The organism is Shewanella sp. 0m-8 (assembly GCF_052977265.1).
The window spans coordinates 63,313-80,244 of the sequence record NZ_JBRIMB010000013.1; the positions used below are offsets into that span (position 1 = coordinate 63,313).

Annotated in this window: 12 protein-coding genes; 7 read left to right on the forward strand and 5 right to left on the reverse strand. The window is 44.1% G+C overall.

Going from position 1 to position 16,932, the window contains the following annotated elements; all coding sequences use genetic code 11:
• Positions 1-8: 8 nt before the first annotated feature.
• Positions 9-1,388 (reverse strand): cysteine--tRNA ligase, encoded by a 1,380-nt coding sequence (gene cysS / locus ACVBIO_RS08975; protein ID WP_447172432.1) that lies wholly within the window; start codon positions 1,386-1,388, stop codon positions 9-11.
• 308 nt (positions 1,389-1,696) lie between these two features.
• Here cysS and ACVBIO_RS08980 point away from each other — a divergent pair, with 308 nt between their 5' ends.
• Complete coding sequence (locus ACVBIO_RS08980) at positions 1,697-2,191, forward strand: peptidylprolyl isomerase (RefSeq protein ID WP_447161589.1); 495 nt, start codon at positions 1,697-1,699, stop codon at positions 2,189-2,191.
• A 10-nt stretch (positions 2,192-2,201) separates the two neighbouring features.
• Complete coding sequence (locus ACVBIO_RS08985; RefSeq protein WP_447172433.1) at positions 2,202-2,918, forward strand: UDP-2,3-diacylglucosamine diphosphatase; 717 nt, start codon at positions 2,202-2,204, stop codon at positions 2,916-2,918.
• 59 nt (positions 2,919-2,977) lie between these two features.
• Here the strand turns inward: ACVBIO_RS08985 and miaE are convergent, their stop codons facing one another.
• Entirely contained in the window at positions 2,978-3,760 is a 783-nt protein-coding gene (miaE, locus tag ACVBIO_RS08990) for a tRNA isopentenyl-2-thiomethyl-A-37 hydroxylase MiaE (protein ID WP_447172452.1), read from the reverse strand.
• A gap of 218 nt (positions 3,761-3,978) precedes the next feature.
• Here miaE and ACVBIO_RS08995 point away from each other — a divergent pair, with 218 nt between their 5' ends.
• A complete protein-coding gene (locus tag ACVBIO_RS08995; protein ID WP_447172434.1) occupies positions 3,979-4,575 on the forward strand; it encodes a Yip1 family protein in 597 nt (198 codons plus the stop codon).
• A 149-nt stretch (positions 4,576-4,724) separates the two neighbouring features.
• Here the strand turns inward: ACVBIO_RS08995 and glnS are convergent, their stop codons facing one another.
• From glnS to ACVBIO_RS09010, 3 genes are all read right to left on the reverse strand, one after another.
• Positions 4,725-6,395 (reverse strand): glutamine--tRNA ligase, encoded by a 1,671-nt coding sequence (gene glnS / locus ACVBIO_RS09000; RefSeq protein ID WP_447163528.1) that lies wholly within the window; start codon positions 6,393-6,395, stop codon positions 4,725-4,727.
• A gap of 172 nt (positions 6,396-6,567) precedes the next feature.
• On the reverse strand, positions 6,568-8,862 hold the full coding sequence (gene feoB / locus ACVBIO_RS09005; RefSeq protein ID WP_447161585.1) for a Fe(2+) transporter permease subunit FeoB: 2,295 nt from the start codon (positions 8,860-8,862) through the stop codon (positions 6,568-6,570).
• The gene (locus ACVBIO_RS09010; RefSeq protein ID WP_012155917.1) at positions 8,855-9,094 is read right to left on the reverse strand and encodes a FeoA family protein; all 240 of its coding nucleotides are present in this window, start codon (positions 9,092-9,094) and stop codon (positions 8,855-8,857) included. Before ACVBIO_RS09010 ends, feoB begins: the two co-directional genes overlap by 8 nt.
• A 446-nt stretch (positions 9,095-9,540) precedes the next feature.
• On the opposite strand from ACVBIO_RS09010, the gene ACVBIO_RS09015 reads away from it, so the two are divergent.
• The 4 genes from ACVBIO_RS09015 (at position 9,541) to ACVBIO_RS09030 (ending at position 16,841) form a co-directional block, all read left to right on the forward strand.
• Positions 9,541-10,500: a DmsE family decaheme c-type cytochrome gene (locus ACVBIO_RS09015; protein ID WP_447161584.1), complete on the forward strand. Its 960-nt coding sequence runs from the start codon at positions 9,541-9,543 to the stop codon at positions 10,498-10,500.
• Between the two features lie 15 nt (positions 10,501-10,515).
• Positions 10,516-12,636, forward strand: coding sequence for an MtrB/PioB family decaheme-associated outer membrane protein (locus tag ACVBIO_RS09020; RefSeq protein WP_447172435.1), 2,121 nt, complete (start codon positions 10,516-10,518; stop codon positions 12,634-12,636).
• A gap of 34 nt (positions 12,637-12,670) precedes the next feature.
• The gene (locus ACVBIO_RS09025) at positions 12,671-14,599 is read left to right on the forward strand and encodes an OmcA/MtrC family decaheme c-type cytochrome (RefSeq protein WP_447172436.1); all 1,929 of its coding nucleotides are present in this window, start codon (positions 12,671-12,673) and stop codon (positions 14,597-14,599) included.
• Between the two features lie 82 nt (positions 14,600-14,681).
• The gene (locus tag ACVBIO_RS09030; RefSeq protein WP_447163530.1) at positions 14,682-16,841 is read left to right on the forward strand and encodes an OmcA/MtrC family decaheme c-type cytochrome; all 2,160 of its coding nucleotides are present in this window, start codon (positions 14,682-14,684) and stop codon (positions 16,839-16,841) included.
• Positions 16,842-16,932: the final 91 nt, after the last annotated feature.

Here is a 16,932-nt window from a genome sequence, read left to right on the forward strand (position 1 = left end):
GTTAAGAATTACTTCTTACGCCAGGTGGTGCCTTCTGGACCATCTTCTAAAATCACACCTAATGCATTAAGCCCGTCACGTGCAACATCGGCTGCAGGCCAGTCTTTTTCTGCACGAGCACGGTTACGCTCAACAATTAAGGCTTCAATTTCTGCCACTTCGTCATCAGTCCCCTCTCCTTTAAAGAAGGTATCAACATCTTGACCTAAAATGCCTAGTACATCCGCCAGCTCTTTAAGTGCGACACCTAATGCTGAGGCTTTTGCCATGTCAGTTGCTTTTAAACGATTGATCTCACGCACAATATCAAACAATACCGAATAAGCTTCAGGCGTATTAAAATCATCATCCATCGCCGACTTAAACTTGTTAACGAAGTCTTCAGCAGGTGCGGCTTCAACCGTTAGGTCTAAATCTTTAAGTGCAGTATAAATGCGCTCTAATGCTGATTTAGCTTGCTTAAGGTTATCTTCTGAGTAGTTTAGCTGGCTGCGATAATGACCAGATAACAAGAAGTAACGAACCGTTGCAGCGTCGTAGTGACCCAGCACATCACGGATAGTGAAGAAGTTATTCAAAGACTTTGACATCTTCTCTTTATCTACCATCACCATACCAGTATGCATCCAATAGTTTACATATGGCGTATCATGAGCACAGCAAGACTGAGCGATTTCATTTTCATGATGTGGGAACTGAAGATCGCTACCGCCGCCATGGATGTCGAAATGGATCCCTAAATGCTTGCTATTCATTGCTGAACATTCGATATGCCAACCTGGACGACCAGGTCCCCATGGAGAATCCCAAGTCGGCTCGCCTGGTTTTGACATTTTCCACAATACGAAATCCATTGGATCGCGCTTAGTGTCTTCAATCTCGACACGAGCACCCGCTTGCAGTTGCTCAAGGTTCTGCCCAGATAAACGACCATATTCAGGGAATGATGACACGCTAAATAGCACATCCCCACTTGAAGCAACATAGGCGTGATCACGTTCTATGAGTCTTTCGACCATATCGATGATTTCAGGTATATGCTGTGTGGCACGAGGTTCGTTATCTGGACGAGCCATGTTCAAGGCATCAAAATCTTTATGCATTTCAGCAATTAGACGCTCAGTTAACGAATCGCAACTTTCATGATTTTCATTCGCGCGCTTAATAATTTTGTCATCAACGTCGGTAATATTACGTTGAAAATTAACGTCATATCCGCTGTATCTTAGGTATCTAACAATCATGTCGAAAGATACAAATGTACGCCCATGGCCAATATGACATAAATCATAGATGGTCACCCCACACACATACATGCCAACCTTTCCTGGCTGTATTGGCACAAACTGCTCTTTTTGGCGGGTAAGACTATTGTAAAGCTTCAACATTGATTATTCTCTTCAACGGCTATATTTAGAAATTAGTTGTTCAGTCTACCACTGCAAAAGTCGCTGTTCCAAGCTGTTTTCGTACACCAAGCCCGCAAAATTGAGCAGATATACCGCAACTAAGCAAGTTTGCGATCTTATCCCGATGATTCACAAGCGTTACAACAATGCTGTGGTGCACTTTCGATTCCAATATCGCATAAATGGTGCTTAATTTAATTAGCCAAACACACAATGCTTTATGGTTTTACGCAATTACGTTAGAATCCAACCATTATTACAGCGTGTTAAATGACGAGAGTTTAAATATGATCACACTTCATACAAACCATGGCGAAATCAAAATAGCTTTGAATACTGAAAAAGCGCCGAATACTGCCGCTAATTTCTTAAACTATGCTAAAGAAGGTTTCTACGATGGCACTGTTTTTCACCGTGTAATCGACGGTTTCATGGTCCAAGGTGGCGGTTTTACTGAAGATATGGGCCAAAAACGCCCTAACGAAACAATCGCAAACGAAGCAAATAACGGTTTATCGAACAAAATCGGTACTATCGCAATGGCTCGTACTTCTGATCCACACTCAGCAACTGCACAGTTTTTCATCAACGTTGGCGACAACACTTTCCTAGACTTTAAGTCTGAGTCAGCTCAAGGCTGGGGTTATTGTGTATTTGGTGAAGTAGTTGAAGGCATGGATGTTGTTAACAAGATTAAAGCCGTTAGCACTGGTAACCGTGGTATGCATCAAGATGTTCCTCTTGAAGCTGTTATCATCGAAAAAGTAACCATCGAAGAGTAACATTGCCTCGATGCGAACTCTATTTGTGGGCGATTTGCACCTAAGTGCCGATCGCCCCGATATCACCCAAGCTTTTCTTACGTTTCTCGATACTCAACTTCACGACACTGATGCATTATACATCCTTGGTGATCTCTTCGAAGTATGGGTTGGTGACGACATAGCTGAACCTTTTGCTAACCAACTTGCTGATGCAATAAAACAAGCCTCAAAAAAACTGCCTATTTACTTTATTCATGGCAATCGGGATTTCCTAATTGGCAATGCATTTGCTACACGTAGCGGTATGACACTGTTACCTGAAGTCTATACTTTAGATTTATATGGGGTAGCTACAGTGATTTTGCATGGCGATAGCCTCTGCACCTTAGATAAACCTTACCAGCGTTTTAGAAAATTTCGAAATATGAGCTGGGCCAAGTGGCTTTATGCGCATTTACCGCAATCTAAACGACTTGATATTGCCAGTAAACTACGAGCAAAAAGTCAGAGCAGTAATCAACAAAAAAGTTATAGCATTATGGATGTTGAACCTGAGGCTGTGCTTGAGCTACTCGATGAGACGAAAACCAAGCAGATGATCCACGGTCATACTCATAGACCCGCAATTCATCAACTTAACAATGGTAAACGCCGTATTGTTGTTGGGGATTGGTATGATCAAGGCAGCATGCTAAGTGTTAGTAAAGACTGTGTTGAACTGATAGAACTTCCTTTCGGCAAGTAGTTTACTGCTTGCCTCTTTAGGATTCCCCTTTAATGACAGCCTAAGTAAAGACAAGCAATTTAATTGCTTGTCACTGTTGCCAGCGGCGCCCCGCTATGGAACTTAAAATCTTCATCATCAGATAAAATAAGCTCCGCTTCTACTGCGGCAAAATGGGCTACTCTATCACTGATATCGGTAGCTGAAATAGCCTGCGCCAATGTCAGGTAATCTTGATAATGACGCGCTTCAGAGCGCAGCAAGGAATTATAAAACTTCTTTAGCTCTTCATCTAAATGCGGTGCCAACTTAGCAAAACGCTCACAAGAACGTGCCTCAATAAATGCACCAATAATTAATTTATCGACAAGCTTGGCAGGATCATGAGTTCTAACCTCTTTCATCATGCCTTTGGCATAACGCCCCGCGCGAATGTTCTGGTATTCAATACCTCGACTATGCATGATGCCCAGTACCTGCTCAAAGTGATGAAACTCTTCTTTGATCAAGCGTACCATCTTATTGATTAAATCCCTGCCGTGTTCGAAATCATCACGAGCGATAAGCTCTGCTGAAAACTCATTTTTTTTACTGTCTTTGGCCAAAAAAGATTCTGTATTTCTGCCCTTATCATAAACAAATTCTTCATAGGGTTTTACCCAGTCAAGCAGCACTTGGCCACTTTGTTTATCTACGGCATATTTACGGACTAAAAACAGAGCCGTCTGCGCAGCCTTTAGCTCACAGTTACAATGATCGATTAATAGTCCTGTTAATTGCTCAGGTTTCTTTGCCTCTTCAACCCAACTATCTGGCGTTTCGCATTTTAAAAAATTGTAAATTGGCGCTAATAGCTGCTGCATGGCTAAGTTCATCCTGGTCCCATCTCGACCTTGTCAATAGGACACTATTTTATCAGCAATTTTCAGCAGAGTCCTAGCTTAACACCTATGATTAATTTGACAGGCTTGACTCTTAGCAGATTTTGTTCAATAAATAACCTTAGAGCTGTAACAAGTTCGTCTGCAGTTTGGCGAGCCAATTTAATATAAAAGTTAAATGCTAAACGAGGATAATTATAATGATATTGAATCACTTAATGGGGCTATACACTCATCCAAAGGAAGAGTGGCACACTATTGAAAAAAACCACGAAGCACTGCGCAGTAGCTTAAGCCATATCGTCATTGTTGCGCTTATTCCAGCTATCTGTTCTTTTATCGGCACATCTCAAATTGGTTGGGACTTAGGCGTTGGTGACCGTCAGTTCCTAACTGCGCAAAGTGCTATGATCATGTCTACTGGAATGTATTTTGGCCTAATCGTCGGAGTGTTTGCCCTCGCCTACCTCGCTTTTTGGATGGCAAAAACCTTCGATGCAAAACCGAGTTATACCCAAGCACTAGAGCTTGCAGCCTATACTGCTACACCGCTGTTTATGGTGGGCTTAGCGGCGCTTTATCCTACACTGTGGTTTATCATGGTTGTCGGGCTTGCAGGCCTTGCTTACTCGGTTTATCTGCTTTATACCGGTGTACCGATTATTATGAACATCCCAGAGGAAAAAGGCTTTATTTACGCAAGCTCTGTTGTGACTGCTGGCTTAGTCTTGCTGGTCGGGCTAATGGCTTCGAGCGTCATTCTTTGGAGTGTTGGTTTTGGCCCTATGTATCAATAAGCTCACTTTGACTACTTTCAACTCTTTATATTGATGGGTATTCATACTAATCAATATCACAAAGTAAGCCAGCGAACTCCAAAACACAAGCAACAAAAAAGCCGACATTATGTCGGCTTTTTTAGTGTTAATAAGTACTTAGATAAGGCTTACTCGAAAGAGTCTCTTAGTGGCACGGTTAAGTTAAACACTAACGCGTCCTCTGTAGAATCTTTACTGTCTGCGCAGAAGTAACCTTCACGCTCAAACTGATAAGCTTTTTCAGCTTCTGCAGTGATAAGGCTAGCTTCTACTAAACCATGCTTAGTTGTTAACGAGTGCGGGTTTAGCACTTCGTCAACAGACTCAGCAGCAGCTGGATTAGGGTCGCTGAACAATCTTTCATACATGCGAAGCTCTGCTGGTTTTGCAGTCGTTGCTTCAACCCAGTGAATAACGCCTTTAACTTTACGACCATCACTTGGGTTTTTACCCAACGTTTCGTCGTCATAAGTACAGAAGATAGTGGTGATGTTGCCATCAGCATCTTTCTCACAGCGCTCAGCTTTGATCACGTAAGCATTACGCAAACGTACTTCTTTGCCTTGGACTAAACGCTTGTACTTCTTGTTTGCTTCTTCGCGGAAATCATCTGCATCGATAAATAGTTCACGGCCAAAAGATAGCTCGCGCTTACCCATCTCTTCCTTGCTAGGATGATTTGCTGCGTTAATGATCTCAACCTGACCTTCTGGGTAGTTTTCGATAACCACTTTCACCGGGTTAATCACTGCCATTGCACGAGGAGCGAACTCGTTAAGCTCTTCACGAATACACGCATCAAGCATTGCAACTTCGACCATGTTGTCTTGCTTAGTAACACCAATACGCTTACAGAATTCACGAATAGACGCAGCGGTATAGCCACGGCGGCGGTAACCCGCAATCGTAGGCATACGCGCATCGTCCCAACCTGTTACTAGGTTGCGTACCACTAAGTCATTAAGCTTACGCTTTGACATTAATGTGTATTCAAGATTCAATCTTGAAAACTCGTACTGACGTGTTCTGTTTGGCGCTTGGAAGTCATCTAATTGATCTAGCACCCAATCATACAGTCTACGGTTATCTTGGAATTCTAACGTACACAATGAGTGGGTAATGTTTTCAATCGCATCAGAAATACAGTGAGTAAAGTCGTACATTGGGTAAATGCACCACTTATCGCCCGTCTGATGATGATGAGCAAAACGAATACGGTAGATGATTGGATCACGCATACACATAAATGGTGATGCCATATCAATCTTAGCTCGAAGCGAACACTCGCCTTCTTTGAACTCACCTAAACGCATTTTTTCAAATAACGCCAAGTTCTCTTCAACTGAGGTATCGCGGTATGGGCTGTTCTTACCAGGCTCTTTAAGCGTACCGCGATATTCGCGAGTCTCTTCACCATTTAAGAAGCACACATAAGCTAAGCCTTTAGTGATTAATTCAACCGCGTACTGATGTAATTGGTCAAAATAGTTTGATGAATAACGAATATCACCATCCCACTGAAAACCGAGCCACTGCACATCAGCCTGAATAGAATTAACGTAATCGATATCTTCTTTTTCAGGGTTGGTATCATCAAAACGTAAGTTACATTGACCTTTATAGTCTTGTGCAATACCAAAGTTTAGGCAGATAGACTTAGCGTGGCCGATATGAAGAAAGCCGTTTGGCTCTGGTGGAAAACGAGTTTGAACACTCGTGTGCTTACCAGTAGCGAGATCTTCATCTATGATGTTACGTATGAAGTTACTAGGACGTACTTCAGTGTCCACATGACTCATGGAATTCCTCTTTGCGAACGATGATTAAAGACTAAAAATGCATAATCCTACAGATCTTGTAAAGGATCAACGACTGAGGTTTAAAAACCTCTCTAATGGCTATTTTTATAGCGCAAAAAGCAGCGAATCATCGCTGCTTTTTATTATTTGATCACAGTATACGCTATTCGCGTTATTCAGTAATCACTTTAATGCCAGGGATAATGGTCTGTGTTTTCTTACCCTTTTTCTTTAGCCAGAGATAGAAGACAACTAAAGCTATTACGAAAAATCCTATCCATAAGCTTGATTGCAATGGGTGTTGTGCAAACGTTGCGCCTTGATAGAATACGGTAGCAACACCATAAGCTAAAGCAAATGTCCAAAGCCCTGCAAATCTTGCCCAACGGCTACCAAACTCGTTCACCAATGCGCCCATAGCTGCTACGCAAGGTGTATATAACAAGATAAACAATAAGTAAGCAAATGCAGCAGTGACCCCAGCGAAACCAGCCTGCAGTGCGCCAAAGGTCGACGTATCCACTTCAAGCTCTTCAGATGCAGCCTCTACCGATGACACATCCCCCACTGAAATCGATAACGGATCATCAGGGGCAATACCAAATAAATTCTCAGGGATTGTTGCTAGCGCTTCACTAAACGTGTCGCTTATTGGCGCTAAAGCTTCATCACCCGCACCGGCATCTGAATAAAGGCTATTTAGAGTACCTACTACGGCTTCTTTTGCAAAAATCCCCGTAATAATACCTACTGTTGCTGGCCAGTTATCTTGCTCAACGCCCATAGGGGCAAATAACGGGGTTACTTTTTGGCTCACTACACTCAATACTGACTCTGAACTATCTTCATGACCAAATGAGCCATCAGTACCGATTGCATTAACAAAGTTAAGCAGAGTCACTACAATCACAATCGTTTTACCCGCGCCCATGATAAAGCTCTTGGTACGCTTACCCGTTCGCGCCATGACGGTCTTGAACTTTGGTTTCTCGTAGCTAGGTAGCTCCATAACCACTGCGCTGCTAGAACCTGGAAGTAAGGTTGAGCGAAGTAATAATCCAGTACCGATAGCAGCAAAGATACCAATAATATAGAGCAAGAAAACTAAATTCTGACCCGATTCAGGGAAAAAGGCTGCTGCAAATAATGCGTAAACAGGTAGTCTTGCGCCACAAGACATAAATGGCGCCATCATACCAGTAACGATACGCTCACGCTCACTGCCTAGGGTACGGGTTGCCATAATCGCAGGTACCGAACAACCAAAACCAACAATCATAGGCACAAATGCACGTCCAGGAAGGCCAATACGGCGCATTAAACCATCAACAACAAATGCCGCACGCGCCATATAGCCAGAACCTTCAAGCACTGACAGCGCTAGAAATAACGCTGCAATGACCGGAATAAAGGTCGCAACAGTTTGAATACCTTGACCCACACCACCAGCGATAATGGTGACCAACCAGGCCGGAGAACCTAGGCTAGACATGAATGCGCCTAAATGATCAACAAAAAGCGCACCTGCTGTAATATCGAAGAAATCAATAAATGAGCTGCCCACGTTGATACTGAACATGAACATTAAGTACATAACAAATAAGAAAACAGGAATACCTGCTACAGGGTGCAGTACAATTTTATCTAACTTATCGGTGAATGTTTCACGATTATCGCTATCTACTGAGCCGGTAAATACACGCTCAACGAAATCAAATCGCGTTGTCGCAACCATGATCTCAATGTCTTTCCCTTGGCTAGATAATGCCTGAGAGTATTGCTCTACTTCACTCGCCATTTGACTGTTTTTACACTTACCACAGCCTAATCCATTAGCCAGCATAGCCAGAGCACGACCGCGACTTAATGAGTCATCTTGAGCCAATAAATTGGTCACGCCCGCTTCAATTTCTGCGTCGTAATTAAGCACTAATGGCGCTTCAGAAACCTTACCGTCGAGTAAAGCAACAAATTGCAGCTTTATCTTTTCAATATCTTTTTCTTCACGAGAACACACTGCGACGACAGGGCAACCTAACTCTTCGCTCATTTTAGCGACGTCAATCTTAATACCACGTTCGAGCGCCGCATCAATCTTGTTCAGCACAACGACCAACGGAATGCCTAGCTCACGAAGCTGTACCGTTAGGTATAAATGGCGTTCAATATTAGTAGCATCAACAAGGTTGATAATGCCATCAATAGATTGTTCAGCTAGGTATTGCTGTGCAATCTGCTCATCTAACGAGCAATCACAACTATTACCCGCTGGAAGCAGATCGTAAATACCGGGTAAGTCAGTTAAGAAGACATCGGTGCCTTGCAGTGCAAACTGGCCAGTTTTTTTCTCAACCGTCACACCCGACCAATTACCCACTTGCTGGTTAGAACCCGTTAATGCATTAAACAGTGTGGATTTTCCCGCATTTGGGTTACCAACAGTTACGCAGTTAAATTGTTTAGCCATTCGCTTTTTCAACCTCAATAATATCTGCTAAATCGCGACGCATACATAATTTACTGCCACGGATATCTAACTCTACGCCCGAGCCCATCGGCGCTCTGCGGATCAAGGAGAATCGAGTATTTGGGGTGATCCCCATCGAAAGGAGTTTGCGTTTAACTACCGCGGGCAAATCTATCTGGCCCACTTGAGAAATTCTGGCTACATCGCCTGGATTCAATTCACTTAACTTCATTGTGCATTCCACCTATTTACAGGCCTCGACTCTCTTTGAAATTAATGCTGATTCTAAAGCAGACAAAAGAGTAATAACTTTACCTAGATCAACATTTCGGACTGTAAACGATAATAATTTTCAATTGTGTTCTCCATTATGTGACAAATATCTCAACTAATAAATGCCTACGCCGAGATAAATTTTCCTGCCGAACCACCACACTAATTAAGAATGGTTATTATTTAACAAATGCCAGTTCATTGATTCAACAAACGACAAATGTGATCGGTGTCACACTTATTGATTTAGTTCTATATAAATCAGTCTATCCAGTAAATTAAACACACATTTTTGTTATGGGATTGTAATAAATTCACCCTATAATTAAACATTAGTAATTTACATAATTACTAATTTTAAATTATCAAAAAATAATCGCTTTAAAGGCGAATGGGAATGAGATGATGAACAAGAACACTGGATGGTTCTCTAGCGCCTTGGTGCGTCTGCTGTTAATAACCTTAGTGGCATTAAGTACAAGCGTTTACTCCGCTCCGTGGGACGACCAAGATCCACAAGAAGTAGAAGCTATACTCGACAAAAAGTTTGCTGAAGGGAAATACTCCCCAAAAGGCGCTGACTCCTGCTTGATGTGTCATCGGAAAAATGAAACTGTCATGGCGCTATTTGACGGTGTCCACGGCAGCAGTGTTCAAGGATCACCAATGGCCGATCTTCAATGCGAAGCGTGCCATGGTCCCCAAGGTAAACATAATCGTGGTGGTAAAGAGCCCATGATTACCTTCGGTTCAAATTCTCCCGTCCCAGCTGAAAAGCAAAATAGTGTTTGTCAGAGTTGCCATAACAATGACAACTTCATGGCTTGGCAAGGCAATCATCATGACAATGCCGATGTGAGCTGCGCCGACTGTCACTTAGTCCATACCGGGCAAGACCCAATTGCACAGCGAAGCACGGAAGTGGCTGTGTGTACCAGTTGCCATACTCAGCAAAAAGCAGACATGAATAAACGCTCATCGCATCCATTAAAATGGCAACAAATGGTATGTACAGATTGCCATAACCCTCACGGAAGCTTAGCTGACGCCAATCTAAAGCAGATGAGCGTCAATGAAAATTGTTACTCGTGTCATGCAGAAAAACGTGGACCCAAACTTTGGGAGCACGCCCCGGTTACTGATGACTGTGCGACTTGCCACAATCCTCACGGCAGTGTCAATGAAGCCATGTTAACCACAAAACCTCCCATGCTTTGCCAGCAGTGTCACGCATCGGTAGGTCACACATCGAATGCCGTCTTTGGTGGTCAGCCTAACGCGTTTAACGCTGGGCAAAGCTGTATGAACTGCCATTCACAAGTTCATGGTTCAAATCACCCGTCTGGCAAATTACTGCAGCGCTAACAAGGAGTGGCCGTTATGTTTGGAATAAACAAAAATATCAACACGCCGCAGCAACTATCAATACTAGCGCTGGCCATCAGTGCCAGTATTTCCCCTGTGTTTGCAGACGGCTATGGCTTAAAGAATGTCAATAGAGACCAAGCAAACACCGCTGAGTGGGAGTGCAAACGCTGTAACGTTGAATCTGGCTTTAAAGGCAGCGTCGGCGTAGGTGCTGCTTATAATGATGCGTCAGATATTCACTTTGGCAATACGACCGGTACAGATAAAGATGGTGCAGTAGCTCATCTAGAAGCAGACTTAACTAACAAATCCGAGTCTGGCTACCAAACTTCTTTTGTTGCTGACAAGCTGGGTTACGACACTGGCAGTACTCGCTTAGAAACTGGACGTCCAGGGCAATATAAGCTGGCATTCGGTTATCGAGGTTTTGCCCTATACGACACAAATTATGCCCTAAGCCCCTATACCAATAGCGGTGACGATCTATTGTTGCCAGCAAACTGGCAAGCGGGCGCAGTTACCTCACAAATGCCTAACTTACTCGAGGATGTCACTGACGTTGAATTAAAAATCCAACGAGAACGTTTTTTGGTCGATGCGCAATACAAAAGCTCATTTTATCAAGCTGACATCAATTACCGACATGATAAGCGAGAAGGAAAACGGACTTTCTCTGGAAACTTTCTCACCAATAGTGCAATGCTCGCACAACCAATCGATGACAGCACTGATGAGCTAGGTGCAAAAATTTACTTTAATGGTAACGGCTGGCTCGTTGGCCTTGACTCAAGCTTTAGTCAATATAAAAACGACCATAACGCTCTCAATTGGCAAAATGCTTTTACGCCTACATTTGGTGCCGCCTACGCAGGCCAAAGTGCTGTTTCACCCGATAATAAAGCCTATCGTATTGGCGCCAATGCGCAACTTGGCGGCAACGGGCATCAAATACTGATGCATTTAGGTGTTGCAAGCTTTACCCAAGACGAAGCTTTCTTGCCTGCGACAATCAATGGACCAAGCCCCGCCTTGCCAACAACCAGCCTCGACGGCAAAGTTGATACCACAGATATGAAGCTCAAATACACAGGTCGTGTCATGCGCGGGCTAAGTATCAGGGCGAGCTATGACTATTCCGATAGAGACAACAAAACGGCACTTAACCCCTACCCTCAAGTCATAACCGACAGTTATTATGCCGGTAACGCAATCAACCCTGAGTACGATAGAACCAAGCAACAAGCGAAGGTAGGTGCAAAATATCGCTTTACTCGGACTATCTATCTTGATGCAGGCTATCAATATGATCATAACGACTATAGTGATTTAGACAGGGACTCATTGCAACAAAACGGACTGTTTGCTCGAGTGAGCTATCAAATTACACCGTCTTGGAGCACCTGGTTAAAAGCTGACTTTAGTGACCGTACAGGTAGTACTTATAAAGCAGTCACTACCACTGGTAGCCCAAGTAACCCATACCTTAGAAAATCCTATTTAGCCGATAGAGAGCGCCAAGAGTACCAGCTGAGTGTGAACTATAGCTCAGAGTCCAACCTCTCTGCGAGTGCAAACCTTAATGTCACCAGTGACGACTACGACGATACATTAGTTGGCTTAACAAAGGTCAATACTCAAGGTTATGACGTCTCTGCTAATTATCTATTAAGCGACGATATCATCATCAATGCCTTCCTCAATCAAGATTGGCGTGATAGCGATCAAGCCGGTAGTAGCAATTTTGGCCTGCCAAATTGGTACGTCAATACAGACGAGGAGTCTACCTTAGTCGGCGCAGGTCTCGACTACCTTCAGCTATTAGATAAGAAGCTCGATTTAGGGGTCGCTTACACCTACTCCGATGGTCAAAGTGATACTGAGATAACCCAAGGTCTCACTTCTCCCTACGGTGACTATTTTGCAAAGAAACATAACATCAATGCCTTTGCCAAGTATCAGCTTGGCGAGCAAATGGCGTTACGTTTTGATTGGATATTTGAAAACTATAAAGATTCTGATTGGCTAAACCAGGGGTTAACGGTCGATTCAATTCCCAACGTCTTAACGTTCGGCGACCTTAGCCACAATTATAGTGCTCACTATGTTGGCCTAACGTTCAGTTACCAACTATAGCCATGTCAATTAAAAGGAATTCAAGGACATCAATATGAAACGAGTCACTCAATCACTACTAGCTAAAAGTATTCCTCTAACGCTAATTGCCATGTTAACGGCTTGCGGTGGCGACGATGGTTCCCCGGGTAACCCAGGAGAACCAGGAGGGCCACCTGCAAGTGAAATTAACAGCCTTGATATCACTGTAAATGAAGTGCTATTCGACTCAGGTGTAGCAACGGTTAACTATCGCATCACCAATGAAAGCGACGAACCGGTAGTGGGTGTTCCCTCTGCTACGTATATTGCCGCTCAGCTATTACCAATGGGCTATACCAATGCCGGTAATGCCAGCCAATGGCAATATATCACGTCGCAATCTTGCCCTGGTTCTAAATGCCTTGGAGAGTTTGTCGACCATAAAAACGGAAAATACAGCTATACCTTTGATTATGTGAGCGATCGCGATAACGGCTTTTCATTCATCCCCGGAGCAACCCAAAGGATGGTTATCAAAGTGGGCGGGGATTCACTGAGTGATGGCACGAGTTTACCTATCACCAACCAATATTTAGACTGGCAAAATCAGGGCCGTGAGCCTGCATATACCCGAGATATTCTCGTCATGCAGAGCTGTAACACCTGTCATGATGATTTGTCATTCCACGGGCCCGCGGGTAAAGGAAGTTATAACGAGATACAAGCTTGTGTCACCTGTCATAACACTGACAGAGTCAGCAATCCTAGTAATGTATTTGCTCCTATGGTCCACACTAAGCACTTAGCTGGATTTCCAGTGTCTCTGGCTGACTGTCAAACCTGTCACGCTCCCGATGAGTCGCTCGCCCAAAACATGAATTGGACTCGCGTACCGACAATGGAAGCTTGCGGTAGCTGCCATACCAATATCGATTTTCCAGCAGGTCAAGGTCATCCAACTCAGGTCGATAATAGCAACTGTGTTGCGTGTCATAACTCAGACTGGACCATGAATGCACATAGCCAAGCGAATACTGACGCAGTGCTTGGGCAGTTTAAGGCCGAAGTGGTCAGCGCTGAGCTCGTTGGCGATGCCGTTAACTTCTCGATAAGACTATCGAACCCAGCAACGAATGAGGTTTATGCAGACAGTGCCGATAAGCTTAACTTTATAAATGATCTACGTGTTTATGCCAACTGGGGCATTAGTGTGGATTATACGACTCGCAGCGCTAAATCGATAAAGCTGCAAGACGCACAGCCTATCTCTGGCAGCAACGGCATTTACCATTACCAAATTGCTGGGCTCACCTTAAGCGCCGATCCAGCAACAGATAAAGGCACACTCGCCCTTCAAGGTAAGTTATGTAGCGATGCAACTATGTTAGCGAGTTGTGATAATACCGACTCAACCACCACGATAAAGTCTAGCCATCAATTCTTTAGCGCCACTACCATTACAGAGGTCGGTCGAAGAGTCATCGTCACCAACCAAACATGTGGCAGTTGTCATGGCGATCAACAGTTGAACTATCACGGCTCTCGCAACGATCTTGAAGGCCAGTGCCAAGTTTGCCATAACCGTAATATGCAAGCTGACGCAGGCTCTGATAATCCTGGTGCATCAACGGCCGATTATAAGCATCTTGCTCATACTCTGCACGCAGGCTCCAGGGAAAGTTACCCTGACATCAACTACCCAGGCAATATTGGCAATTGTGCTCAATGCCATACAACTGATGAAGCCGGCACATTAACAGCCGCCCTGCCTCTAAACACAGCCGTGCAACCTTTGGCCTTTAATAACGGAACCTTTACCAGTGCAACATCTGCCATTTGTAGTGATTGCCATTTAAGTGAAACGGCCAAATCACATATGACTCAACAAGGTGGTGTATTTAATGGTACCGAAGCTGACGCTATGGCGGGCACTGAAAGCTGCGCCACATGTCACGGTCAAGGGGCTGCGTTCGATGTCTTAAAGGTTCACCCAATACAGTAAGCGCAGAGGCCTAGAACTGAGGTTTTAGGCCCTGTTCTTTAAATAAACAGTTTGTGATGTAAAACAATTAGCGACATAAAGAATGGAACGCATAATTATGGATAACAAAATTCGACACTTAAAACTGAGTTTACTTGCACTCACCGCTTCAGCGCTGCTTTTTGGTTGTAGCGATGGTAATGACGGAGCCGACGGAAAAGATGGTGTAGTTGGAGTCAATATCGATTCAGCCACTAGCGTCCAGGCGCAATTTTCAGAAGCGACTGTCACTGATGGTACCGTAACAGTGAACTTCAACCTAGAAAACGCTAACGGCGTAGCTGTGCTGGGTCTAGATAAAGACTATGACTTACGCTTTGGTATTGCACAGCTTGCCAAAGTAACTGAAACCATTGATGAGGTCGAGTACGACAGAGGTTATCAATGGCAGGCTTATATTAATGCACTGAAAGAGCCTGGCACTCCACCTGCTGACACGAGCGACCTAAATCCATCGCCGCAATATCAAGCCAACGTTGAAGCTGCCAAGAACTGTGAAGATTGTCTGGTCGATAATGGTGATGGTAGTTACAGCTACACCTTTCAACAAAATATTGCCAACGTTACTGAACCACTCGCAATCACCTACGGTGAAGATAATACCCATAGAGCAACAATGGAGTTAAAACTTCCCCAAGCAACGGCAAACGCACACTACGATTGGCAACCCTCAACAGGTGCTACGACAGACATTCAAACGCGTAATGTCGTGACAATTGAAACCTGTTATACCTGTCATCAGCCAGAGAGTCTTGAGCTTCACGGTGGCCGACGTATTGCACTAGCCAATTGTGCTAGCTGCCATACATCTACCTCTGGCGACCCAGAAAGTGGTAATAGTGTTGACTTTACCTACATGATCCACGCAATTCATAAAGGCGAAGATAGAGAAACCAGCACACCCGACGGTATGGTACCAGCGCCATACAAAATTGTTGGTTACGGTGGTAGCGTACACGATTACGGTAAAGTTATGTTCCCGCAAAAGCCTGCTGCAAACTGTGCCTCTTGCCACGTTGAAGGCGAAGGCGCACCAGCAAATGCAGACTTGTTTAAAGCTGACTTAAGTAACACAGCTTGTATTAGCTGTCATACAGAGAAGCCATCTCAAAACCATAGCAGTACCAATTGCGTAGCTTGTCATAACTCAACCGACACTTACCCAGGTACAGGTAGTGCAGAAAAACGTCACGGCGATGTATTAAAGGCATACGTTGACGCCAAAGCCATGGGAGTCATGTTCAGTAATGTCGGCCTTGACGGTAATGGTAAACTCACATTTGACGTTCAAATTCAAGATAGCAATGGCGCTGCAATTGGTTCTGAGTTTATCGAAACAGGCACCCGTGTAGTTGTAGCCTGGGACACTAATAAAGACTTCCCAGCTTACGCCACTGCACCATATAGCCAACGTCGATTCAAGCTATCAGACGGCACCTATGATGCGGCAACGAAAACCTTCACGATTGTGGGTAGCACATTTGATATGCCAGCAGATGCTGATGGAAAGACCTTTGAGCTTTGGTCAGCAATCGAGGTCTGCTTCAATAATGGTGGCTACGGTGTAGCAGAAATCGTTATGACAGAGTGCTCCGACAAAACTCGCTCGGTAGCGGTTAAAGAAGCGCCTTATCAATTTGTGTGGTCCGGCACAGGAGTCGATGAGACTATGCAGGCTGCTATGCGCCGCTCGATTATTGACGCCGCAAAATGTCAAAGCTGTCACAACCAGGAAAATTACCATTACAACAATGGGTATAACTGTCAGACCTGTCATACATCAGACAAGACAACTAAAACCGATAGCACTTACCCTGGTGGTAAGAAAGCCACTAGTTATGCATTTAAAGCACACGAAGCTGATGGACATTACCTAAAATATGCTGGTGTCCAATCTGGTACTGTGCTGAAAACTGACTGCTCAACCTGCCACACCTCTGATGGTATTCAATTAGGTCGAGCTAGCGATCGAGTATGGCGCTACGGTGATACAACAACTGGCGCTGATATATGGGTTTCATCTGATGCGGGCGCTTGCCTAAGCTGTCACCAGAAGTACCTAAGTGACTCTGGTGCAAATCATATCGTTGCGAACGGTGGTATTTTAGATGGTATGAGCGCAGATGATGTGAGAACTCGAGCTTCAGAGGCCTGTTCTACCTGTCATAATCCAGCGCAGTTAATGCAGATCCATGGTAACTAATTGTGGATATGATTAACACTCGCTAAAGTAAAACTAAAAAGAGGCTACGGCCTCTTTTTTATGGCCCTCTCACCGCTTCGACAAACATTAA